At 68.6% G+C, this 22,392-nt stretch carries 22 protein-coding genes and 1 pseudogene; 22 read left to right on the top strand and 1 reads right to left on the bottom strand.

Features of this window, described 5'->3' with window-relative positions; translation table 11 throughout:
- Positions 1–72: 72 nt before the first annotated feature.
- The 6 genes and pseudogenes from LOK44_RS19915 to LOK44_RS19890 all read left to right on the top strand — a co-directional run bounded on the left by LOK44_RS19915 (position 73) and on the right by LOK44_RS19890 (position 5,408).
- Positions 73–1,272 carry a CaiB/BaiF CoA transferase family protein gene (locus LOK44_RS19915; protein ID WP_237571820.1) on the top strand — a complete coding sequence of 400 codons (1,200 nt, stop codon included), beginning with the start codon at positions 73–75 and terminating at the stop codon, positions 1,270–1,272.
- Positions 1,269–2,192 (top strand): hydroxymethylglutaryl-CoA lyase, encoded by a 924-nt coding sequence (locus tag LOK44_RS19910; protein WP_308192771.1) that lies wholly within the window; start codon positions 1,269–1,271, stop codon positions 2,190–2,192. Before LOK44_RS19915 ends, LOK44_RS19910 begins: the two co-directional genes overlap by 4 nt.
- A gap of 7 nt (positions 2,193–2,199) precedes the next feature.
- Positions 2,200–2,805 (top strand): TetR/AcrR family transcriptional regulator, encoded by a 606-nt coding sequence (locus LOK44_RS19905; protein WP_237571819.1) that lies wholly within the window; start codon positions 2,200–2,202, stop codon positions 2,803–2,805.
- 26 nt (positions 2,806–2,831) lie between these two features.
- Positions 2,832–4,090 (top strand): annotated as a pseudogene (locus LOK44_RS19900) (acyl-CoA dehydrogenase family protein).
- Positions 4,087–5,067, top strand: a complete 981-nt coding sequence (locus tag LOK44_RS19895) for a phosphotransferase family protein (protein WP_237571818.1) — start codon at positions 4,087–4,089, stop codon at positions 5,065–5,067. The pseudogene LOK44_RS19900 and the gene LOK44_RS19895 overlap by 4 nt, the downstream one beginning before the upstream one ends.
- Entirely contained in the window at positions 5,064–5,408 is a 345-nt protein-coding gene (locus LOK44_RS19890) for a DUF6285 domain-containing protein (RefSeq protein ID WP_237571817.1), read from the top strand. The genes LOK44_RS19895 and LOK44_RS19890 overlap by 4 nt, the downstream gene beginning before the upstream one ends.
- Before the next feature lie 5 nt (positions 5,409–5,413).
- On the opposite strand, the gene LOK44_RS19885 is transcribed toward LOK44_RS19890, so the two are convergent.
- Positions 5,414–6,040: a class I SAM-dependent methyltransferase gene (locus LOK44_RS19885; RefSeq protein ID WP_237571816.1), complete on the bottom strand. Its 627-nt coding sequence runs from the start codon at positions 6,038–6,040 to the stop codon at positions 5,414–5,416.
- A 53-nt stretch (positions 6,041–6,093) separates the two neighbouring features.
- Here LOK44_RS19885 and LOK44_RS19880 point away from each other — a divergent pair, with 53 nt between their 5' ends.
- The 16 genes from LOK44_RS19880 to nuoN all read left to right on the top strand — a co-directional run bounded on the left by LOK44_RS19880 (position 6,094) and on the right by nuoN (position 22,384).
- Positions 6,094–6,462, top strand: a complete 369-nt coding sequence (locus LOK44_RS19880) for a nuclear transport factor 2 family protein (RefSeq protein ID WP_237571815.1) — start codon at positions 6,094–6,096, stop codon at positions 6,460–6,462.
- Between the two features lie 10 nt (positions 6,463–6,472).
- Positions 6,473–6,895 carry an Rv3143 family two-component system response regulator gene (locus LOK44_RS19875; protein ID WP_237571814.1) on the top strand — a complete coding sequence of 141 codons (423 nt, stop codon included), beginning with the start codon at positions 6,473–6,475 and terminating at the stop codon, positions 6,893–6,895.
- A 180-nt stretch (positions 6,896–7,075) separates the two neighbouring features.
- On the top strand, positions 7,076–7,450 hold the full coding sequence (locus LOK44_RS19870) for an NADH-quinone oxidoreductase subunit A (protein ID WP_163918543.1): 375 nt from the start codon (positions 7,076–7,078) through the stop codon (positions 7,448–7,450).
- 6 nt (positions 7,451–7,456) lie between these two features.
- Positions 7,457–8,014, top strand: a complete 558-nt coding sequence (locus LOK44_RS19865) for a NuoB/complex I 20 kDa subunit family protein (protein WP_163918544.1) — start codon at positions 7,457–7,459, stop codon at positions 8,012–8,014.
- Positions 8,011–8,709, top strand: a complete 699-nt coding sequence (locus tag LOK44_RS19860; protein WP_237571813.1) for an NADH-quinone oxidoreductase subunit C — start codon at positions 8,011–8,013, stop codon at positions 8,707–8,709. The genes LOK44_RS19865 and LOK44_RS19860 overlap by 4 nt, the downstream gene beginning before the upstream one ends.
- Positions 8,709–10,025, top strand: a complete 1,317-nt coding sequence (gene nuoD / locus LOK44_RS19855; RefSeq protein ID WP_237571812.1) for an NADH dehydrogenase (quinone) subunit D — start codon at positions 8,709–8,711, stop codon at positions 10,023–10,025. The genes LOK44_RS19860 and nuoD overlap by 1 nt, the downstream gene beginning before the upstream one ends.
- Complete coding sequence (gene nuoE, locus LOK44_RS19850) at positions 10,022–10,861, top strand: NADH-quinone oxidoreductase subunit NuoE (RefSeq protein ID WP_237571811.1); 840 nt, start codon at positions 10,022–10,024, stop codon at positions 10,859–10,861. Before nuoD ends, nuoE begins: the two co-directional genes overlap by 4 nt.
- Positions 10,858–12,171: an NADH-quinone oxidoreductase subunit NuoF gene (gene nuoF / locus LOK44_RS19845; protein WP_237571810.1), complete on the top strand. Its 1,314-nt coding sequence runs from the start codon at positions 10,858–10,860 to the stop codon at positions 12,169–12,171. The genes nuoE and nuoF overlap by 4 nt, the downstream gene beginning before the upstream one ends.
- Positions 12,168–14,552 (top strand): NADH-quinone oxidoreductase subunit G, encoded by a 2,385-nt coding sequence (locus LOK44_RS19840; protein WP_237571809.1) that lies wholly within the window; start codon positions 12,168–12,170, stop codon positions 14,550–14,552. The genes nuoF and LOK44_RS19840 overlap by 4 nt, the downstream gene beginning before the upstream one ends.
- Positions 14,549–15,772, top strand: coding sequence for an NADH-quinone oxidoreductase subunit NuoH (nuoH, locus tag LOK44_RS19835; protein ID WP_237571808.1), 1,224 nt, complete (start codon positions 14,549–14,551; stop codon positions 15,770–15,772). Before LOK44_RS19840 ends, nuoH begins: the two co-directional genes overlap by 4 nt.
- The gene (gene nuoI, locus LOK44_RS19830; RefSeq protein WP_308192770.1) at positions 15,765–16,313 is read left to right on the top strand and encodes an NADH-quinone oxidoreductase subunit NuoI; all 549 of its coding nucleotides are present in this window, start codon (positions 15,765–15,767) and stop codon (positions 16,311–16,313) included. The genes nuoH and nuoI overlap by 8 nt, the downstream gene beginning before the upstream one ends.
- A complete protein-coding gene (locus LOK44_RS19825) occupies positions 16,310–17,047 on the top strand; it encodes an NADH-quinone oxidoreductase subunit J (protein ID WP_237571807.1) in 738 nt (245 codons plus the stop codon). The genes nuoI and LOK44_RS19825 overlap by 4 nt, the downstream gene beginning before the upstream one ends.
- Positions 17,044–17,343 (top strand): NADH-quinone oxidoreductase subunit NuoK, encoded by a 300-nt coding sequence (gene nuoK / locus LOK44_RS19820; protein WP_163918553.1) that lies wholly within the window; start codon positions 17,044–17,046, stop codon positions 17,341–17,343. Before LOK44_RS19825 ends, nuoK begins: the two co-directional genes overlap by 4 nt.
- A 3-nt stretch (positions 17,344–17,346) precedes the next feature.
- A complete protein-coding gene (gene nuoL, locus LOK44_RS19815; RefSeq protein WP_237571806.1) occupies positions 17,347–19,230 on the top strand; it encodes an NADH-quinone oxidoreductase subunit L in 1,884 nt (627 codons plus the stop codon).
- Positions 19,231–19,235: 5 nt separating this feature from the next.
- Positions 19,236–20,810, top strand: coding sequence for an NADH-quinone oxidoreductase subunit M (locus tag LOK44_RS19810; RefSeq protein WP_237571847.1), 1,575 nt, complete (start codon positions 19,236–19,238; stop codon positions 20,808–20,810).
- A complete protein-coding gene (nuoN, locus tag LOK44_RS19805) occupies positions 20,807–22,384 on the top strand; it encodes an NADH-quinone oxidoreductase subunit NuoN (RefSeq protein ID WP_237571805.1) in 1,578 nt (525 codons plus the stop codon). The genes LOK44_RS19810 and nuoN overlap by 4 nt, the downstream gene beginning before the upstream one ends.
- The last annotated feature ends 8 nt before the right edge of the window (positions 22,385–22,392 follow it).

The following is a 22,392-nucleotide window of genomic DNA, read 5'->3' as shown; positions in this document are numbered from 1 at the left end:
GTGTCCGGCGGGCAGGAGCGTAGCGACCCGGGGAATGTGTCCGGCGGGCAGGAGCGTAGCGACCCGGGGAATGTGTCCGGCCCGCTCGACGGGATTCGGATCATCGAGGTCGGCACGCTCATCTCGGGGCCGTTCGCCGGCAGGTTGCTCGGTGACATGGGCGCCGAGGTCGTCAAGATCGAGCCGCCCGGCGCGCCCGACCCGCTCCGCACCTGGGGCCAGGCCGAACTCGACGGGCACCACTTCTTCTGGACCGTGCACGCCCGCAACAAGAAGGCCGTCACCCTCAACCTCCGCGAAGCCAAGGGCCGCGACCTCTTCCTCGATCTGGTCGAGCAGTCCGACGTCATCGTCGAGAACTTCCGGCCCGGCACGCTGGAGAAGTGGGGTCTCGGCTACGACGTTCTGCGGCAACGCAATCGAGGCATCATCCTGGTCCGGGTGTCGGGCTACGGCCAGACCGGACCCGACTCGCACAAGGCGGGCTACGCCTCGGTCGCCGAAGCTGCCAGCGGCCTGCGACACATGAACGGCTTCCCCGGCGGCCCGCCGCCACGCCTGGCCCTCTCCCTCGGCGACAGCCTGGCAGGCATGTTCGCCGCCCAAGGCGCACTGGCTGCGCTGTACCGGCGCAGCGTCACCGGCGAGGGTCAGGTGGTGGACGCCGCCCTCACCGAGGCCTGCCTGGCGGTGCAGGAATCGACGATCCCGGACTACGACGTGGGTGGCGTCGTCCGCGGCCCGTCGGGCACCCGGCTCGAAGGCATCGCACCGTCGAACATCTATCAGAGCGCCGACGGGAGCTGGGTGGTGATCGCCGCCAACCAGGACACCGTGTTCCGCCGTCTGTGCAGTGCGATGGACCGTCCCGAGCTGGCCACCGACGAGCGGTTCGCCGATCACGTCAGCCGGGGCCGGAACCAGGACGAGATCGACGCGATCATCGGCGCGTGGGCCGCCGAACGCCTGCCCGCCGACATCATCGCGACGCTGTCGGCCGCCGGCGTGATCAGCGGCCCCATCAACACCGTCGCCGAGGTGGTGGCCGACCCTCAGTTGCAGGCGCGCGGCATGATCGCCGACCACTTCGACGAACGGATCGGCCGCAACGTCAAGGGCCCCGGCGTCGTGCCGGTGCTGTCCGAGACGCCGGGCACCATCCGCTACGCAGGCTCCGCGACGCCGGGGCAGCACAACGACGAGGTGTACCGCGACCTGTTGGGCCGGTCGGCCGAAGAACTCGACGAGCTGAGAGCGGAGGGCGTGCTGTGACCGGGGTTTCCAGCCCGCCGGGACACGTCACGATCCGCGAGGTCTGCATGCGCGACGGCCTGCAGATCGAGGCCCCGATCCCGTTGTCGGCCAAGCTCGAACTGTTGGAGGCCGTGCTCGCCACCGGGGTGCGCGAGGTCGAGGCCACCGCATTCGTGTCACCGTCGAAGGTGCCCGCCCTGGCCGATGCCGCCGCACTGGCGGCCGAACTGCCCCGGCTGCGCCAGTCGTACGACGTGGAATTCTCCGCACTGGTCGCCGGAGCGGGCGGCGCCGGCCGCGCCGTCGCGGCCGGGATCGGTTCCATCGAGTACGTGGTCTCCGCAGCCGACGGCCACAGCCAGGCCAACGTCGGCCGCTCGACCGCCGACTCGACCCACCTCATCGCCGACATCGCGAGGATCGCGCACGAGCACGACGCCGCCATCGAGGTGATCATCGCGACGGCGTGGGACTGCCCGTTCGACGGACCCACCGATACCCGCCGCGTACTCGACATCGCAACGGCGGCAATGGAGATCGGTGTAGACCGGCTCGCCATCGCGGACACCATCGGCACCACCACGCCGCGGCGCGTCACCGCCCTGGTCGAGGCACTCACACCCGTCGTGGGCGACGTCCCGCTGGGCGCCCACTTCCACAACACCCGTGGCGCCGGGCTGGCGAGTGCGTACGCCGCGGTGTGCGCGGGCGTCACCCGGCTCGACGCGTCCGTAGGAGGGCTGGGCGGCTGCCCGTTCGCACCCGGCGCGAGCGGCAACATCGCCACCGAGGACCTCGTGTACATGCTGCGCGACAGCGACATCGGCGTCGACGTGGATCTCGAAGCCGCCATCCGCGCGGCCGACGTCGCCCGCCGGGTGGTCGGCCACGATCTGCCGAGCGCGCTGCTGCGCGCCGGTGACCGGAAACTGGGCTGACCACCCAATGACAGTCCTCACCGCCAAGGGCAGGCAAACCCGTGAGTCGATCGAACGCGCGGCACGAAAGCTGTTCGCCGAGCGCGGCTTCCACGGTACCACCCTGGCGGACATCACGTCCGCGGCAGGCAAGTCGTCGGCCGCGTTCTACCGGTACTACACCGACAAGGAAGACCTGCTGTACGCGCTGGCTGAGTCGTTCCTGCATGACGTCGTGATGCCGTCGGGGCTGACGGTGCACCTGCCCGAGTCACCGGACGACACCGCGTTCTTCACCGAGGTGGTCACCGGGTACTGGAACATGTTCAAGCAGAACTTCGGCATCATGGTCGCGGTCAACCAGCTCGCGGACACCAAACCGCGCTTCGCCCAGGTGCAGAACGAGTTCCGGCGCTTCGGCATCGACATGGTCGCCGCGTCGGTACGCCGCGCCCACGAGCAGGGCTATGCCGCCGACGTCCATCCCGAGCACACCGGTGCGGCGATCGCGCTGTTGTTCGAGAACTTCACCGTGGTCTCGCTGCGCCCGTCCGGGCTGGGCCTCGACATCAGCGACGCCGACGCCATCACAACGCTCTCGACGATTTGGAAGAAGACGCTGTACGGCTATTAGCGACCCGGTCGCCGAAAGGAATCAACGTGGATTTCGCACTGCCCGAACACCTTCCCGGCCTGCTGGCCGAGATGGACGCCTTCATCGACGCGGAGATCAAACCGCTCGAGGCCGAACACATGCAGTACTTCGACCGGCGCCGCGAATACGCGCGCACCGACTGGGAGAACGACGGCATCCCGCGCCGGGAGTGGGAGGACCTGCTCGACGAGATGCGCAGGCGCGCAGACGCCGCCGGCTGGCTGCGGTACGGGCTGCCGTCGCGATTCGGCGGGCGCGACGGCACGAACCTCGACATGGCCGTCATCCGGGAACACCTGGCACACAAAGGTCTCGGTCTGCACAATGACTTACAGGACGAGTCGTCGATCGTCGGCAACTTCCCCCAGGTCATCATGATGGACCGGTTCGGTACCGACGAGCAGAAGCAGGACTGGATCGAAGCCCTGCTCACCGGTACGCGGTCGATGGCCTTCGGTCTCTCCGAACCCGGCCACGGATCCGACGCCACCTGGCTGGAGACCACGGCCGTCGCCGACGGGGATGGGTGGGTGATCAACGGGACCAAGCGGTGGAACACCGGCGTCCATCGCGCCACCCACGACTTGGTCTTCGCCCGTACCTCCGGCGAGGCGGGCCAGGCGCGCGGCATCACCGCGTTCCTGGTTCCGACCGACACCCCTGGATTCACCGTCCCGTTCTACTGGTGGACCTTCAACATGCCCACCGACCACGGCGAGGTGGAGCTCAAGGACGTGCGAGTGCCGACCGACGCCGTGCTCGGAGTGGGGGCCGCGGACTCGAGGTGGGGCAAACGTTCCTGCACGAGAACAGGATCCGGCAGGCCGCGAGCAGCCTCGGTGCAGCGCAGTTCTGCATCGACCGCGCCGCGGAGTACGCCAGTGAGCGGGTGGTGTTCGGCAAGCCGCTGTCGGTGAACCAGGCCGTGCAGTGGCCGCTGGTCGAACTCCAGACCGAGGCGCAGATGGTGCGGCTGCTGGTGTACTACGCCGCCTGGCACCTCGACCGCAATCACCACATGGAGGTCAGCGACAAGGTGTCGATGGCCAACTACCGCGCCAACCGGCTGGTGTGCGAGGCCGCCGACCGCGCGATGCAGGTGCACGGCGGAATCGGCTACAGCCGCCACGAACCGTTCGAGCACATCTACCGCCATCATCGGCGCTACCGGATCACCGAGGGAGCCGAGGAGATCCAGATCCGCCGGGTCGCGCAGCGGATGTTCAAGTTCGGCTCGCGGCGCGAAGAGCCGAAGGCACCGTGAGCCCCGAGGACCTCGCGCCAGCACTGGCCGCAGTGCTGGCACCCGCGCTCGGCGATGTCCGGGTGGACGACCTGCGGGTACTGACCGGTGGCGCGAGCAGGGCGACGTGGGCGTTCAATGCGGTGTCGGGTAGCGGATCTCGGCCGCTGATCCTGCGCATCGGCCCGCCCGACGAGGTGCACGCCGGCATGACGCTCGAGGCGGCGGCGCTGACCCGGGCTGCTGCGGCCGGTGCGCCGGTCCCCCACGTCCTGGTCGCCGAGGACGCCACGACCTCGCTGGGCAATCCGTTCCTGGTGTGCGACTTCATCGGCGGCGAGACGATCGTGCGGCGCATCCAGCGTGCGCTCGACGACGCCTCGCGGGCCGAGCTGCTCACCCAGTGCGCAGGCGCGCTCGCGACGATCCACCGCGCCGACGCCGACGGCATCGGCCTCCCGGCCACCGACCAACTCGAGGAGTGGCACGGCCAGCTCGACGAGATGGGTGACACCACCGCCACATTCGAGTGGGCATTCCGCTGGCTGGCCGCAAACCGGCCCCCGGTGTCACCGACGGTGCTCGTCCACGGCGACTTCCGGATGGGCAATCTCATCATCGACACCGAGGCCTCGCCGGCCCGGCTGGCGGCGGTACTGGACTGGGAACTCACCCACGCAGGCGAGAGCTACGAGGACATCGCCTGGTTCTGCATCAGGGCGTGGCGATTCGGCGCACCCAGGTCACTCGGCGCCGGTGGGCTCGGCAGCGTCGAGGACTTCCTGCTCGCGTACGAGGCGGCGTCGGGCGTCGACCTGGATCGCGCTGCCGTGCACTGGTGGTTGGTACTCGCAACCCTGCGGTGGGGGGTCATCTGCCGGTACCAAGCCGAGCGGCACCTCTCGGGCCAGACCCGGTCGGTCGAGTTGGCGGCGATCGGGCGCCGGGTGTGCGAGACCGAGTTCGACCTGCTCACCCTCCTCGAGGAGCACACGTGACCGGACTCCATGGCAGGCCCACGGCCGCCGAACTCGTCGCGGCGGTGGCCGAGTTCCTCGACACCGAGGTGCGGGGGAAGTCGACCGCACCCGATGGTCGACTCGCGGGGGCGGTCGACTTCCATGCCCGCGTCGCCGCCAACGCGCTGCGGATCGTCGAGCGCGAACTGCTCGACACCGCACCCGATCCGGACTTCCTCGGCCACGGCGACGAACGCGCGCTCGCGGCGGCGATCCGCTCGGGCGAACTCGACGACCGGCCGGCCGACGTCCTGCCCGTGCTGCGGACACTGGTCATGCGGCGGCTCGCCGTCGCGCACCCCGGGTACGAGGACGAGTGAGGGGCTCAGATCCGGCGAACTCGCGCGAGCCACGCCGGCTCGTCGACCGTGGTGCCCACCGGCAACCCGAGCGCCTCGGCACGAGCCTCGGTCACGACGCCGCGGTAGGTCGTGACGTCGAGGGCCTCGATCTCCCAGCCGGTCCCGAAGGCCTCGCGGATCGTTGCCTCTCTGACCTGCGGGCCGAAACCGCGACCCGCGTCCGACAGCGCGAGCAGGTGCACCAGTCCGCCCCTGCGCACGACGGCGTGCAGGCTCCGAACGTAGCGCTCGCGGTCGGCGTCGCCGAAGAGATGGAACAGCGCGCTGTCCACCACGGCGTCGTATTCGGGTTCGCCGCCCAGGTCGGTCGCGTCGGCCACCTCGAAGCGCGCGGGGACGCCCTTCGCCTCGGCGTTGGCGCGGGCCTGCGCGACGGCGCTGGGCGCGAAGTCGATGCCGAGGACGTCGTAGTCGAGCGCGGTGAGCAGGATGGTGTGCTCACCGAGTCCGCATCCCGCGTCGAGCACCCTGCCGCGGATCCGGCCGGTCTGCTCCAGGCCGACGATCGCGGGCTGCGACTCGCCGATCACCCATGGGGCGGTATGGGTCTTGTAGGCGTCGTCGAAGCGTTGCATTGCTGGTGTGGTCATGGCGCCAGTGTCGTACCTGAACCAAACTCGAGGTCAAGAGCCGAGGAGGACCGATGACCGAGGCTGTCGCCCGTCGCCTGTTCGACGCCATCGCACGCGGCGCCTACGCCGACGTCGAGGCGATGTGGGCCGACGACGTCACGGTGTGGCACAGCGGCGACCGGTCCGACAACGACCGGGTTCGCGCCCTCAAGGTGATCCGGTGGTTCATCGACGCCACCGTGTCGCGGCGCTACGAGGTCCTCGACCGCCAGACGTTCGACGGCGGTTTCGTCCAGCAGCACGTGCTGCATGCCGACGCGACGACGGGCGCGTCGATCGCCCTGCGGGTGTGCATCGTGATCAAGGTGGGCACCGACGGCCTGATCACCCGAATAGACGAGTACTTCGACCCCGCGGACATGGCACCGCTGCTGTCGTAGCATCGGCGACGTGCCCTCAGCGCAAGAGTCGGCCGCCAGTTCCTCGGGCCACGTCCGGATCCTCGTGTACAGCGACAACGCACACGTCCGCGACCAGGTCCGGTCCGCGCTCGGCACGCGGGTGCATCCCGATCTTCCGGAGTTGACGTACCTCGACGTCGCGACCGCGCCCGTGGTGGTGTCCACCATCGACGGCGGTGGCATCGACCTGGCGATTCTGGACGGCGAAGCAGCACCGGCAGGCGGCATGGGGCTGGCCAAGCAGCTCAAGGACGAAGTCGCCGCCTGTCCGCCGATCCTGGTGCTGACCGGCCGCCCCGACGACGCCTGGCTGGCTTCCTGGTCCCGCGCGGAGGCCGCCGTCCCGCACCCCATCGACCCGATCGCACTCGGGGAGGCAGTCGCGGCTCTGCTGCGCACGCTGGTCAAGTGACCAGCACGAAATGGCCTGTGGGCGTTTGATCTTCGCGCCGCTCATCGCGGCGGACCGGCGAGTGACTCAGCCGTCGATCAGCTGATTTCGATCCTATCCAAAACCCGTCATGCCATCCGTTAACGTGACTAAGCTGTGTCGTAGCTCACATCGACAGCCCAACGAGGGAGCGGCGGCGGTATGAACGCATACATACCCATCCTGGTCATCGGCGCGATCGCGACGCTCTTCGCGGTCGGCTCGGTGGGCATCGCGCTGCTGATCGGACCGAGGCGGTACAACCGCGCCAAACTCGAGGCCTACGAGTGCGGCATCGAGCCGATCGAACGAGGGTCGGTGAACGGCTTGGCGACGGGTCAGCGGTTCCCGGTGAAGTACTACCTGACGGCGATGCTGTTCATCGTCTTCGACATCGAGATCGTCTTCCTCTACCCGTGGGCCGTGTCGTTCGACTCGCTCGGACTGTTCGCCGTGGTCGAGATGCTGCTGTTCATGCTGACCGTGTTCGTCGCCTACGCCTACGTGTGGCGCCGCGGCGGACTCTCCTGGGATTGAGGACGAATGGGACTCGAAGAACGTCTGCCGGGCGGCATCCTGCTGTCCACCGTCGAGAAGGTGGCGGGCTACGTCCGCAAGGGTTCGCTGTGGCCCGCGACGTTCGGACTGGCCTGCTGCGCCATCGAGATGATGGCCACCGCCGGACCGCGCTTCGACATCGCCAGGTTCGGCATGGAGCGGTTCTCGGCAACGCCACGCCAGGCGGACCTCATGATCGTCGCGGGTCGCGTCAGCCAGAAGATGGCACCGGTGTTGCGCCAGGTGTACGACCAGATGGCCGAACCGAAATGGGTTCTGGCGATGGGCGTCTGCGCCTCTTCGGGCGGGATGTTCAACAACTACGCCGTGGTGCAGGGCGTCGACCACATCGTCCCGGTGGACATCTACCTGCCCGGGTGCCCGCCCCGGCCCGAGATGTTGATGAACGCGATCTTGAAGCTGCACGCGAAGATTCAGGAGATGCCACTCGGCGTCAACCGCGCCGAGGCGATCGCGGCCGCCGAGCAGGCGGCACTGGCATCGCGGCCGACCATCGAGTTCACCGGGTTGCTGCGCCCATGACCAACGTGGAGAACGGCAGCGCCACCGGCGCCGAGGACGGCCGTGAGGTGATCGGCGCACGGCGGGGCATGTTCGGCGTCCACGGCAGCGGCGACACGTCCGGGTACGGCGGACTGATCCGGGAGGTGGCGCTGCCGGCCAGCTCGCCTCGGCCCTACGGCGGCTACTTCGACGAGGTGGTCGACACGCTTGCCGCCAGCCTCGGTGACGACGCCTTCGCCACCGCGATAGAGCGCGTGGTGGTGTTCCGCGACGAGCTGACCCTCGACGTGCGCCGCGAGCATTTGGTCGCCGTGGCGCGCACGCTGCTCGACGAGCCCGGGCTGCGATTCGAACTCTGCCTGGGGGTGTCGGGCGTGCACTACCCCGGTGACGTGGGACGGGAGCTGCACGCCGTGTATCCCCTGATGTCGATCACGCACAATCGCAGGATCCGGTTGGAGGTGGCCGTACCGGACGCCGATCCCCATGTGCCGTCACTGTATTCGGTATATCCGACCACCGACTGGCACGAACGGGAGACCTACGACTTCTTCGGGCTCGTCTTCGACGGACATCCCGCGCTGACCAGAATCGAGATGCCGGACGACTGGGTCGGGCATCCGCAACGCAAGGACTACCCGTTGGGCGGCATCCCCGTGGAGTACCACGGGGCCAAGATTCCCCCGCCCGACCAGCGGAGGGCCTACAACTAATGACCGATCACGACACCGACCGCCGCGAGACACTCGTCACCGTCGGCGGGCAAGACTGGCAGGACGTCGTCGCGGCGGCACGTGACGCGTCGTCGGCGGGCGACCGCATCGTCGTCAACATGGGGCCGCAGCACCCGTCGACGCACGGCGTGCTCCGGCTGATCCTCGAGATCGACGGCGAGACCATCACCGAGGCGCGCTGCGGGATCGGCTACCTGCACACCGGTATCGAGAAGAACCTCGAATACCGCACCTGGACCCAGGGCGTCACGTTCGTCACCCGGATGGACTATCTCTCGCCGTTCTTCAACGAGACGGTGTACTGCCTCGGCGTCGAGAAGCTGCTCGGCGTCACCGACGACATCCCCGAGCGCGCCAGCGTCATTCGCGTGCTGCTGATGGAACTCAACCGCATCTCGAGCCACCTCGTCGCGCTGGCCACCGGCGGCATGGAGCTGGGTTCGATGTCTGCGATGTTCTTCGGGTTTCGCGAACGCGAGCTGATCCTCTCGATGTTCGAGACCATCACGGGTCTGCGGATGAACCACGCCTACATCCGGCCCGGCGGGCTGGCCGCCGACCTGCCGGACGAGGCCATCCCGCAGTTGCAGGAACTGTTGGTCCTGCTGCCGAAGCGGTTGTACGACATGGAGAACCTGCTCAACGAGAACTACATCTGGAAGGCGCGCACCGTCGGCGTCGGGTACCTCGACCTGACCGGCTGCATGGCGCTGGGGATCACGGGCCCCGTGCTGCGTTCCACCGGGCTGCCCCACGATCTGCGCCGGGCGCAGCCGTACTGCGGCTACGAGAACTACGAGTTCGACGTCGTCACCACCGACGAGTGCGACGCCTACGGGCGCTACATGATCCGCGTCAACGAGATGCGCGAGTCGATCAAGATCGTCGAGCAGTGCCTCGACCGCCTGCGCCCAGGGCCGGTGATGATCACCGACAAGAAGCTGGCATGGCCCGCGGATCTGACGATCGGCCCCGACGGCCTTGGCAACTCCCCCGAGCACATCGCGAAAATCATGGGCAGCTCGATGGAGGCGCTGATCCACCACTTCAAGCTGGTGACCGAGGGCATCCGCGTGCCCGCCGGGCAGGTGTACGCCGCGGTCGAGTCGCCGCGCGGCGAGCTGGGCGTGCACATGGTCAGCGATGGCGGCACGCGCCCGTACCGGGTGCACTACCGCGACCCGTCGTTCACGAATCTGCAAGCGGTGGCGGTGATGTGCGAGGGCGGCATGGTGGCCGACGCGATCGCGGCGGTGGCGTCGATCGATCCGGTGATGGGCGGGGTGGACAGGTGAGTCTCGTAGAACTCCAGTTGGGGCAGCGACCCGACGAAGCCGGGCCACCGATCACGGCCGGCCCGCAGGCCTATCCCGCCGACGTCACAGCCCGGCTGGCCGACGACGCAGCGGTGATCGTCGCCAAGTATCCGCACCCGCGTTCGGCCCTGCTGCCGCTGCTGCACCTGGTGCAATCGCAGGACGGCTACCTGACCCCCGCGGGGATCGCGTTCTGCGCAGACCGGTTGGCGCTCAGCCCCGCCGAGGTCACCGCCGTCGCCACCTTCTACTCGATGTACCGCCGCACGCCGACCGGTGAGTACCTCGTCGGCGTGTGCACCAACACCCTGTGCGCCGTCATGGGCGGCGACGCGATCCTCGAGGTGCTCGAGGAGCACCTCGGGGTGCACGCGGGCGAGACGACGCCTGACGGCCGGGTCACGCTCGAGCACGTCGAGTGCAATGCCGCCTGCGATTACGCGCCCGTGGTGATGGTGAACTGGGAGTTCTTCGACAACCAAACCCCCTCGTCGGCCCGCGATCTCGTCGACGACCTACGGGCAGGCCAACCGGTGACCCCCACCCGCGGGGCAACGCTGTGCACGTTCCGCCAGACGGCGCGCATCCTCGCTGGCTTCCCGGACGACCGCCCCGGCGCCAACGACGGCATGCCCGGCGCGGCGACGCTGGTCGGTCTCGAGGTGGCCCGGGAACGCGGCATGAGTGCGCCATCGCCTGGCGAGAAACGCCCGGTGGCAGAGGCACCCGACGACGAGCACATCGCCGCGGAGTCGGCGCGCAACGAACCGGCGCCCGCACCCGAGGCGCCGCCAACGAACGGTCGCCGGCCATGACCCTCGCACCCGTGCTGAGCCGCTACTGGGACGAGCCGTCGTCCTGGACCCTAGAGTCCTACCGTCGCCACGACGGCTATCAAGGGCTCGGCAAGGCCCTGGCGATGACGCCCGACGAGGTCATCGCCCTGGTGAAGGAGTCGGGATTGCGCGGCCGCGGCGGCGCGGGGTTCCCGACGGGCCAGAAGTGGTCGTTCATCCCCCAGGGTGACGACGGACCGGGGGCCAAGCCGAAGTACCTGGTGATCAACGCCGACGAGTCGGAACCCGGTACGTGCAAGGACATGCCGTTGATGATGGCCAACCCGCACGTCCTGGTCGAGGGCGCGATCATCGCCGCGTACGCGATCCGGGCCCGGCACGCGTTCATCTACCTGCGCGGTGAGGTGGTGCCGGTGCTGCGCCGGCTGCAGTCCGCCGTCGCGGAGGCCTACGCGGCGGGGTATCTGGGTAGCGACGTCATGGGTTCGGGCTTCGGTCTCGACCTCATCGTGCACGCCGGGGCGGGCGCCTACATCTGCGGCGAGGAGACCGCGCTGCTCGACTCCCTGGAGGGCAGGCGCGGTCAGCCCCGGTTGCGGCCGCCGTTCCCAGCCGTCGCGGGCCTCTACGCGTGTCCGACGGTGGTCAACAACGTCGAGTCGATCGCCAGCGTCCCCGCGGTGGTGTCCGGCGGCGTCGACTGGTTCAAGTCGATGGGGTCGGAGAAGTCACCGGGCTTCACGCTCTACTCGCTGTCCGGTCACGTCACGCGTCCCGGTCAGTACGAGGCGCCGCTCGGCATCACGCTGCGCGAGCTGCTCGAGTACGCCGGCGGGGTACGGGCCGGGCACGAGCTGAAGTTCTGGACACCAGGCGGATCCTCCACGCCCTTGCTGACGGCCGAACACCTGGACGTACCACTGGATTACGAGAACGTGGCCAAGGCGGGATCGATGCTCGGCACCAAGGCGCTGCAGATCTTCGACGAGACCACGTGCGTGGTGCGTGCGGTGCGGCGGTGGACGCAGTTCTACGCCCACGAGTCGTGCGGCAAGTGCACGCCGTGCCGGGAGGGCACGTACTGGCTGGCGCAGATCTATGCGCGGCTCGAAGCCGGGCAGGCCGACGAGGCCGACATCGACAAGCTCCTCGACGTCTCCGACGCCATCCTGGGCAAGTCGTTCTGCGCGCTCGGCGACGGCGCCGCGAGCCCGATCGTGTCGTCCGTCAAGTACTTCCGCGACGAGTACCTCGCCCACCTCGAAGGCGGGTGCCCGTTCGACCCTCTTGCATCCATGCTCGCAGCGCCGGAAGGGGTTGGCGTATGACGACGGCGAAGAACGAGGCCGGCCAGAAGGCGGCACCGGCCCCGCCCGAGGTCGAGATGGTCTCGCTGACCATCGACGACCACCAGATCAGCGTGCCGAAGGGCACGTTGGTGATTCGCGCCGCCGAGCTGATGGGCATCCAGATCCCCCGGTTCTGCGACCACCCGCTGCTCGACCCCGTCGGCGCCTGCCGACAGTGTCTGGTCGAGGTGGAGGGCCAGCGCAAACCGATGGCCTCGTGCACCATCACCGCCACCCCCGACATGGTGGTGCGCACACAGCTCACCTCGGAGGTCGCCGACAAGGCGCAGCACGGCGTGATGGAACTGCTGCTCATCAACCATCCGCTGGACTGCCCGGTGTGCGACAAGGGCGGCGAGTGTCCCCTGCAGAACCAGGCGATGTCCAACGGCCGGGCCGACTCTCGCTTCACCGACGTCAAGCGGACCTATCCGAAACCCATCAATCTGTCGTCGCAGGTACTGCTCGACCGCGAACGGTGCGTGCTGTGCGCGAGGTGTACCCGGTTCTCCAATCAGATCGCGGGCGACCCGTTCATCGAGCTGATCGAGCGCGGCGCGCTGCAGCAGGTCGGCATCGCGGCCGGGGAGCCGTTCGACTCGTACTTCTCCGGCAACACCGTGCAGATCTGTCCCGTCGGCGCACTGACCGGGACCGCCTACCGCTTCCGGGCCCGACCGTTCGACCTGGTGTCGTCGGCCAGCGTGTGCGAGCACTGCGCCTCCGGGTGCGCCCAGCGCACCGATCACCGCCGCGGAAAGGTGTTGCGCCGTCTTGCCGGTGACGATCCCGAGGTCAACGAGGAGTGGAACTGCGACAAGGGCCGCTGGGCGTTCACCTACGCCAGGCAGGGCGACCGGATCAACACCCCGTTGATCCGCACGCCAGAGGGCACCCACCGCCCGGCGTCGTGGTCGGAGGCCGTCGCGGTCGCGGTCCGAGGTCTGACGTCGGCGTCCGTCCGCACCGGCGTCCTGGTCGGTGGCCGCGCGACGCTCGAGGACGCCTACGCCTACGCCAAATTCGCGCGAATCGTGCTCGGCACCAACGACGTCGACTTCCGCAGCCGCGCCCATTCGGAAGAGGAGGCGCGCTTCCTGGCCACAGCCGTGGCGGGCCGTTCGATGGCGGTCACGTACGCCGATCTGGAGACCGCGCCCGCCGTGCTGCTCGTCGGATTCGAGCCCGAGGAGGAGTCGCCGATCGTCTTCCTGCGGTTGCGCAAGGCCGTGCGCAAGCGCGGCCTCGCGGTCACCGCCGTCGCGCCGTTCGCCAGTCGGGGTTTGACCAAGCTGGGCGGAGCGCTCATCAGTACCCCACCAGGCGCGGAGGCCGAGGCGCTCGACGCGCTGGCCGCCGACGTGGTACCCGGGACGGTCGTGCTGGTCGGCGAACGGCTCGCGTGCTCACCCGGCGCCTACTCCGCGGTGCTCCGACTCGCACGAGCCGCGGACGCCCGGGTGGGCTGGGTGCCACGTCGCGCGGGCGACCGCGGCGCACTGGAGGCCGGCGCGATGCCCAATCTCCTGCCTGGCGGCCGCCCGGTCGAAGACACCCGCGCCCGCGCCGAGGTGGCCGCGGCATGGCACGTCGACGAATTGCCCTCGCAGGCAGGGCGGGACACGTCGGCGATACTGGCCGCCGCACTCGACGGGTCGCTCGATGCACTGCTCGTCGGCGGCGTCGAACTCGCCGACCTGCCCGATCCGGAGGCAGCGCGCCTCGCCCTGGACGCCGCACGGTTCGTGGTCAGCCTGGAGCTGCGGCACAGCGACGTCACCGAGCGCGCCGACGTGGTGTTCCCCGTGGCACCCGTCGCCGAGAAGGCGGGTTCGTTCGTCAACTGGGAGGGCAGGCTCCGGCCGTTCGAGCCCGCGCTGCCGCCCGAGGCCACCGCCGACATGCGCGTCCTGGCGGCACTCGCCGACGAGGTGGGCATCGACCTGACCCTGCGCGACGCCGCGGGCACCCGCGCCGAGATCATGCGACTCGGAGCGTGGGAGGGATCGACGCCGGAGGGTCCCGACGTCGCGGCGCAGGCGCCTGCGCAACCACCGGCGGGCACCGCAGTGCTCACCGGATGGCGCATGCTGCTCGGCACCGGCGCCGTCCGCGGCCGCCTCCAGGACGGTGAGCCGCACCTGGCCGGAACGGCCCGGCCCGCCATCGCGCGGCTGTCGCCGGCGAGCGCCGAAGCCATCGGCGCGGTCGACGGCGATCCGGTGGTCGTGGCGGGTGCGGTCACGCTGCCCCTGGAGATCACCGCGATGCCCGACGGCGTGGTGTGGGCGCCGCTGGGCCTCGTTGCGGCGCAGCCGGGTTCAGTCGTCGACATCGCCAGGGCGGGTGACCCGTCGTGACCTATCCCGACCTCTCGTCGTTCGGGCACGACCCCTGGTGGCTGGTGCTCGCCAAGGCGCTGGGCGTCTTCGTGTTCTGCGTGCTGACGGTGCTGGTCGCGATCCTGGTCGAGCGGAAGGTGCTGGGCCGCATGCAAATGCGGTACGGACCCAACCGCGTCGGTCCGTTCGGCCTGCTGCAGAGCCTCGCCGACGGGGTCAAGCTCGCCCTCAAGGAAGGGCTGGTTCCGGCCGGTGTCGACAAGCCGATCTACCTGCTGGCGCCCGTCATCTCGGTGGTGCCGGCGATCATGGCGTTCGCGGTCATCCCGATGGGCGGCATGGTCAGCGTCTTCGGCCATCAGACGCCACTGCAGCTGACGGACCTGCCCGTCGCCGTGCTCTACGTGCTGGCGGTCACGTCGATCGGGGTCTACGGAATCGTGTTGGCCGGCTGGGCATCCGGATCGACCTACCCCCTGCTCGGTGGGCTTCGCTCCAGCGCTCAAGTGGTTTCCTACGAGATCGCCATGGCGCTGTCGTTCGCCGCGGTGTTCCTCTACTCGGGCACCATGTCGACCTCGGAGATCGTCGCCGGACAGCGCGACCTGTGGTACGTCTTCCTGCTGCTGCCGTCCTTCCTGATCTACGTGACGTCGATGGTCGGCGAGACGAACCGTGCGCCGTTCGACCTGCCGGAGGCAGAGGGCGAACTGGTGGGCGGCTTCCACACGGAGTACTCGTCGCTGAAGTTCGCGATGTTCATGCTCGCCGAGTACGTCAACATGACGACGGTGTCGGCACTGGCCGCCACGCTCTTCCTCGGCGGCTGGCAGGCACCCTGGCCGATCAGCCTGATCGACGGCGCGAACACTGGTTGGTGGCCGCTGCTGTGGTTCGTGGCGAAGGTCTGGATGTTCCTGTTCTTCTTCATGTGGCTGCGGGCCACGCTGCCACGGATGCGCTACGACCAGTTCATGAATCTGGGCTGGAAGGTCCTGATCCCCATCTCGCTGGTGTGGATCATGACCGTCGCGATCGTGCGCACGTTGCGCGCCGAGGGGTACGGCGGGCTCGCAGTCTTCCTCGTCATCGCGAGCGCGGTGGTGGGCGTCGGCCTACTGGTGTACATGGGAAAACAGTTGCGACGCAGACGATTGAGGCTCGACCCTGGACCGAGTCCCGACTCGGGTTCGTTCCCGACTCCCCCGATCCCCAGCAAGGAGGTCACCCGTGCCTAGCAAACCGAACTTCATCGACGCGGTCGCCGGTTTCGGCGTCACGTTCAAGGCGATGTTCCACAAGCCGATCACCGAGGAGTATCCGGAGCAGCCGGGCCCGACCGCCACGCACTATCACGGTCGCCACCAACTGAACCGGTACGAGGACGGGCTGGAGAAGTGCATCGGCTGCGAGCTGTGCGCCTGGGCCTGCCCGGCCGACGCGATCTTCGTCGAGGGTGCCGACAACACCGAGGCGGAACGCTTCTCCCCTGGTGAGCGGTATGGCCGCGTCTATCAGATCAACTATCTGCGGTGCATCGGCTGCGGCCTGTGCATCGAGGCCTGCCCCACCCGGGCGCTGACGATGACCAACGACTACGAGATGGCCGACGACAATCGGTCCGACCTCATCTACGGCAAGGACAAGCTGCTGGCACCGCTGCAGCCGGACATGACACCACCGCCGCACGCGATGGCCGAGGGCAGCACCGACGAGGACTACTACCGCGGCAACGTCACCGCCGACGGACTCGCCACACCGAGGGAACCCGTGCTGTGACGGCGGAACTCGTACTCGCCGCCGACGCCGCGTTCCGCACGTCCACCGGTGAGGCGGTGCTGTTCTACGCCTTCGGCACGCTCGCCGTCATCGCCGCAATCGCGATGGTCGCCGCACCGCGGGCGGTGTACTCGGCGATCTTCCTCGCGTGCACCATGATCATCCTGGCCGTGCTGTACATCGCCCAGGGCGCGATCTTCCTCGGCGTCGTGCAGATCGTGGTGTACACCGGCGCGGTGATGATGCTGTTCCTGTTCGTCCTCATGCTCATCGGGGTCGACTCGGCAGATTCGCTCGTCGAGACCATCCGCGGACAGCGCGTGGCCGCGATCGTCTCGGGCGTGGCGTTCGGACTGCTGCTGATCGCCGGTGTTGGCAACGCGTCGGCGGGCGGGTTCACCGGCCTCGCGCAGGCCAATGCCGGCGGTAACGTCGAGGGCCTCGCCGCGCTGATCTTCGTCCGCTACCTGTGGGCGTTCGAACTCACCAGCGCGCTGCTGATCACGGCGGCACTCGGCGCAATGGTGCTCGCGCACCGGGAACGGATCGGACGCCGGAAGACGCAGCGCGAGATGGCCATCGAACGGTTCGCCGCGGGCAGTCACCCGACGCCCATGCCCAACCCTGGCGTCTACGCCAGGCACAACGCCGTCGACATCTCCGCGCGGCTTCCCGACGGGTCCGACTCGGAGCTGTCCGTCAGCGCCATCCTGACGCCCAGGAGCGGGACGTGAATCCCACCAACTACCTCTATCTGTCGGTGCTGTTGTTCACCATCGGGGCGGCCGGAGTGCTGTTGCGCCGCAACGCGATCGTCATGTTCATGTGTGTGGAGCTGATGCTGAACGCCGCGAACCTGGCGTTCGTCACGTTCAGCCGCATGCACGGCCATCTCGACGGCCAGGTGGTCGCGTTCTTCACGATGGTGGTCGCCGCGTGCGAGGTCGTCGTCGGGCTGGCGATCATCATGGCCATCTTCCGGGCCAGACGGTCGGCCGAGGTCGACTCCGCGAACCTGTTGAGGCACTAGTAGATGACACTTCCGGTGTGGCTGCTGATCGCGCTACCGCTGGCCGGTGCGGTGGTGCTGTTGCTCGGCGGGCGAGCTACCAACGCCTGGGGGCATCTGCTGGGCACGGCGACCGCCGTCGCCTCGTTCGCGGTGGGGGTGGTGCTGTTCGTCGATCTGCTCGGCCGCGGCGCCGAGGACCGCGCGATGCACCAGAATCTCTTCTCCTGGGTCCCGGTCGGCGAACTCCGGGTGGACTTCGGGCTGCAGCTGGATCAGCTGTCGATCTGCTTCGTGCTGCTGATCACCGGCGTCGGCTCCCTCATCCACGTGTATTCCATGGGCTACATGGCGCACGACCCCGAACGCAGGCGCTTCTTCGCCTATCTCAACCTGTTCGTGGCCGCCATGCTGCTGCTCGTGCTCGCCGACAACTACCTCGGCCTCTACGTCGGGTGGGAGGGCGTCGGCCTGGCGTCGTACCTGCTGATCGGGTTCTGGTCGCACAAGCCGTCGGCGGCGACTGCCGCCAAGAAGGCGTTCGTCGTCAACCGGGTCGGCGACATCGGCCTCGCGCTGGCGCTCATGGTGATGTTCGCCCAACTCGGAACCGTCTCCTACGCAGGCGTGTTCGACGCCGCCGGGCAGATGTCGCCGGGCGCACTCAACGCCATCGGCCTGCTCCTGTTGCTCGCGGCGTGCGGCAAGTCCGCGCAGGTGCCGCTGCAGTCGTGGCTGGGCGACGCGATGGAGGGTCCGACACCTGTCTCGGCGCTGATCCACGCCGCCACCATGGTCACCGCGGGCGTGTACCTGATCGTGCGGTCCGGGCCGGTGTACGACCTGGCGCCCGCGGCCCGCACCGGCGTCGTGGTGGTCGGTGCGGTCACACTGCTGTTCGGCGCGATCATCGGGTGCGCGAAGGACGACATCAAGAAGGCGCTCGCCGCGTCGACGATGTCGCAGATCGGGTACATGGTGCTCGCCGCGGGCCTCGGCCCGGCCGGCTACGCGATCGCGATCATGCACCTGCTCACCCACGGCTTCTTCAAGGCGGGGCTGTTCCTCGGTGCGGGCTCGGTCATGCACGGCATGAATGACGAGACGGACATGCGCCGCTATGGCGGGCTGCGCAAGTACATGCCGATCACGTTCGTGACGTTCGGGCTCGGCTACCTCGCGATCATCGGCGTGCCACCGCTGTCGGGCTTCTTCTCCAAGGACCCCATCATCGAGACCGCCTTCGGCGCAGGCGGTCTCAAGGGCATCCTGCTCGGCGGCGCGGCACTGCTCGGCGCGGGCATCACGGCGTTCTACATGACGCGAGTCATGTTGATGACGTTCTTTGGTGAGAGGCGCTGGCAACCCGACAGCCATCCCCACGAGTCGCCTGCCACGATGACGTTGCCGATGATCGTGCTCGCGGTGGGCTCGGTCGGCGCCGGTGCGCTGCTGGCGATCGGCGGCACGCTCGAGCACTGGCTCGAACCGGTCGTCGGCGCGCACGAGGCGCACCACGTCGTCCCCGCATGGGTGATGACGGTGATCACCATGTCGGTCATCGCCGTCGGAGCACTCATCGCCTACCGGATGTACGGCAGGCGGCCGGTGCTCGAGACCGCTCCCGACGACGTCTCCGCCCTGACCGTCGCTGCCCGCAGAGACCTGTACGGCGACGCCGCCAACGAGGAATTCCTGATGCGACCCGGCCAGCTGCTCACCGCCGGTCTCGTCGAGATCGACGACGAGGGCATCGACGGGGTGTCCCGCGGGATGGGCGCCGTCGTCGGCGGTTCCTCGCGTGGCCTCGGGCGTCTGCAGACGGGCTTCGCCCGCAGTTACGCGCTGTCCATGCTGGGCGGGGCTGCCGTCGTGGTGGCGGCGATCCTGGCGGCGAGGGTCTGGTGACGAGCATGCCGTGGTTGACGATCCTGTGGGCCGTGCCGATGGTCGGTGCCGCCCTGGTGATGCTGCTGCCCGCCGGGGCAAGGCATTTGGCGAAGTACGCCGCGCTCGCGGTGTCGCTGGTGGTGCTGGCCGTGACCGCGCTGCTCGCAGTGCGGTTCGAGCCCGGCGGCGCCCGGTATCAGTTCGTCGAGGACCACGACTGGATCCCCTCGTTCGGCACGGGGTACATCCTGGGCATCGACGGCATCGCGCTGGCGCTGGTGGTGCTGACCGCGGTACTCGTCCCCGTGCTGATCGTCGCCGGCTGGAACGACGCGGGCGGAGCCCGCAATCAAGCGGACGCGGGCGGCCACGCCCGTTCGGTACACGCCTACATGGCCTTGACGCTGGCGGTCGAGGGCATGGTGCTGATCTCGCTGACCGCGCTGGACGTGCTGCTGTTCTACGTCTTCTTCGAGGCGATGCTCATCCCGATGTACTTCCTCATCGGCGGCTTCGGTGGGCAGGAGAAGAGCAAGGCCGCGGTGAAGTTCCTGCTGTACAACCTCTTCGGCGGCCTGATCATGCTGGCCGCGGTCATCGGATTGTACGTGGCCACCGCGGGCAGTGACGCGTTCGCCTCGGGCACGTTCGACTTCCGCGCCATCGTCGACGCGATGTCGAGCGGTGCGCTCGACGTCGATCCGGCAGTGCTCAACGCCCTGTTCCTCGGCTTCATGTTCGCGTTCGCGGTCAAGGCGCCGCTGTGGCCGTTCCACCGGTGGCTGCCCGACGCGGCGGTGGAGTCGACACCCGCGACCGCGGTGCTCATGATGGCGGTGGTCGATAAGGTCGGCACGTTCGGCATGCTGCGGTACTGCCTGCAGTTGTTCCCCGACGCGTCGATGACGTTCCGCCCGTTGGTGATCACGCTCGCGGTGATCGGCATCGTCTACGGCGCGATCGTGGCGATCGGGCAGACCGACGTGATGCGGCTGATCGCGTACACGTCGATATCCCACTTCGGGTTCATCATCCTTGGCATCTTCGTGATGACCAGTCAGGGGCAGTCGGGCTCGACGCTCTACATGGTCAACCATGGCATCTCGACCGCCGCGCTGTTCCTGGTCGCCGGTTTCCTTGTGTCCCGCAGGGGCACTCGAGCCATCGCGGCGTACGGCGGGGTGCAGAAGGTGGCGCCGGTGCTGGCCGGCACGTTCCTCGTTGCCGGTCTCGCGACGCTGTCGCTACCGGGTCTCGCCCCGTTCGTCAGCGAATTCCTCGTGCTGATCGGCACGTTCACGGTCTACCCCGTGTTCGCGGTGTTCGCCGCGTTGGCCCTGGTGCTCTCGGCGATCTACGTGCTGTGGGCCTATCAGCGGATGATGACGGGGCCGGTCACCGTCGGCAACGAGGCCATCCCCGACCTGGTGCCTCGCGAACTGCTGGTGATCACGCCCCTGATCGCGATCCTGCTGGTGCTGGGGGTATACCCGAAGCCTGCGCTGGACGTGATCGACCCGGCCGTGGGCCACACGCTGACCACCATCGGCCGGCAGGATCCGGCACCGCGCGTGGCGCAGGAAGGACCCGCTCGATGAACCTCGTGCCGCCGACGGTCGAATACGGACTGGTGTCGCCGCTGCTGATCGTGCTGGGCGCGGCGATCGTCGGCGTGTTGATCGAGGCCTTCGTACCGCGCCGTGGCCGCTACCCGGCGCAGCTGACGGTCGCGGTGGTCGCCCAGGCGGCGGCACTGGTCGCCGCGGTCAAGGTGTGGCTGGACCTCGGCGACTCGATCGGCAGGACCGCGGTGATGGGTTCGGTCGCGATCGACAGGCCCGCACTGTTCCTGCAGGGCACCCTCTTGGTGATCGGGATACTCGGCACGCTGCTGATCGCCGAGCGCCGCATCGCCTCCGAGGTCGACGCGGACGAGGGCGCGGCCGGGCTCGACGCCTTCACCCCGCAGGCATCGGCCGTGCCGGGCAGCGTCGCCGAGATCCAGGCCACCAAAGCCGGTGTCGCACAGACCGAGATCTTCCCGCTGACCATGTTCGCCCTCGGCGGCATGCTTCTCTTCGGCGCCTCCGAGGACCTCCTCACCATGTTCATCGCGCTAGAGGTGCTGTCGCTGCCGCTCTACCTCATGTGCGGTCTTGCCCGGCACCGCAGGCTGCTGTCGCAGGAGGCCGCCCTCAAGTACTTCCTGCTCGGCGCCTTCTCCTCGGCGTTCTTCCTGTACGGCATCGCCATGCTCTACGGCTACTCCGGCGAGCTGAGCCTCGGTGGAATCGGCGACGCGGTCGAGGCAGGCACGGGCGACACCACGATGGCGCTCGTCGGCGTCGCGCTGCTGGCTGTCGGCGTCCTGTTCAAAGTTGGTGCGGTGCCCTTCCACTCATGGATCCCCGATGTCTATCAGGGAGCGCCGACGCCGGTCACCGCCTTCATGGCCGCGGCCACCAAGATCGCCGCGTTCGGTGCGACGCTGCGCATCTTCTACGTGGCGCTGCCCGGGCTGGCCGACGACTGGCGCCCGCTGATGTGGGCGGTCGCGATCCTCACGATGGTGGTGGGCACCATCACCGCGGTGTCGCAGAGCAACGTCAAGCGCATGCTGGCGTACTCGTCGGTCGCCCACGCCGGCTTCATCCTCACCGGCGTCGTCGCGCTCAACGAGAGTGGGCTGTCGGCGACGCTGTTCTACCTCGCCGCATATGGTTTCAGCACGCTTGGCGCGTTCGCCGTGGTGAGCGTGGTGCGCAACGCCGCCGGCGAGGAGGAGACCGACATGGCCCGGTGGGCGGGCCTGGGGCGCAGACATCCGCTCGTGGGCGTGGTCTTCGCGCTGTTCCTGCTCGCGTTCGCAGGCATCCCGTTGACCAGTGGCTTCGTCAGCAAGTTCGCGGTGTTCAAGGCGGCGGCCGAGGGTGGCGCGTCGGCACTCGTGATCGTCGGCGTGTGCGCCAGCGCGGTCGCCGCGTACTTCTACGTCCGCGTGATCGTGCTGATGTTCTTCACCGACCCGCCCGACGACGCGCCGACGGTGGTGGTGCCGAGTTCGCTGAGCATGGCGGCGGTCGTCGTATCCGCGGCGATCACCCTGGCCCTGGGCGCGCTACCCCAGCCGCTGCTCGACCTGGCCAACGACGCGAGTCAGTTCGTGCGCTAGCGTGCCCG

The sequence above is a fragment of the Mycolicibacterium lacusdiani genome (genome assembly GCF_021916785.1).
Lineage (GTDB): Bacteria > Actinomycetota > Actinomycetes > Mycobacteriales > Mycobacteriaceae > Mycobacterium > Mycobacterium lacusdiani.
This window is presented reverse-complemented; position numbering and strand designations above follow the sequence as displayed.

Bases quoted from the DNA above. Each gene is read 5' to 3' on its own strand.
- LOK44_RS19905 (WP_237571819.1), top strand. From the start codon at position 2,200: ATGACAGTCCTCACCGCCAAGGGCAGGCAAACCCGTGAGTCGATCGAA.
- LOK44_RS19885 (WP_237571816.1), bottom strand. From the start codon at position 6,040: ATGACCACACCAGCAATGCAACGCTTCGACGACGCCTACAAGACCCAT.
- LOK44_RS19880 (WP_237571815.1), top strand. From the start codon at position 6,094: ATGACCGAGGCTGTCGCCCGTCGCCTGTTCGACGCCATCGCACGCGGC.
- LOK44_RS19870 (WP_163918543.1), top strand. From the start codon at position 7,076: ATGAACGCATACATACCCATCCTGGTCATCGGCGCGATCGCGACGCTC.
- LOK44_RS19865 (WP_163918544.1), top strand. From the start codon at position 7,457: ATGGGACTCGAAGAACGTCTGCCGGGCGGCATCCTGCTGTCCACCGTC.
- LOK44_RS19860 (WP_237571813.1), top strand. From the start codon at position 8,011: ATGACCAACGTGGAGAACGGCAGCGCCACCGGCGCCGAGGACGGCCGT.
- nuoD (WP_237571812.1), top strand. From the start codon at position 8,709: ATGACCGATCACGACACCGACCGCCGCGAGACACTCGTCACCGTCGGC.
- nuoF (WP_237571810.1), top strand. From the start codon at position 10,858: ATGACCCTCGCACCCGTGCTGAGCCGCTACTGGGACGAGCCGTCGTCC.
- LOK44_RS19840 (WP_237571809.1), top strand. From the start codon at position 12,168: ATGACGACGGCGAAGAACGAGGCCGGCCAGAAGGCGGCACCGGCCCCG.
- nuoL (WP_237571806.1), top strand. From the start codon at position 17,347: ATGACACTTCCGGTGTGGCTGCTGATCGCGCTACCGCTGGCCGGTGCG.
- LOK44_RS19810 (WP_237571847.1), top strand. From the start codon at position 19,236: ATGCCGTGGTTGACGATCCTGTGGGCCGTGCCGATGGTCGGTGCCGCC.
- nuoN (WP_237571805.1), top strand. From the start codon at position 20,807: ATGAACCTCGTGCCGCCGACGGTCGAATACGGACTGGTGTCGCCGCTG.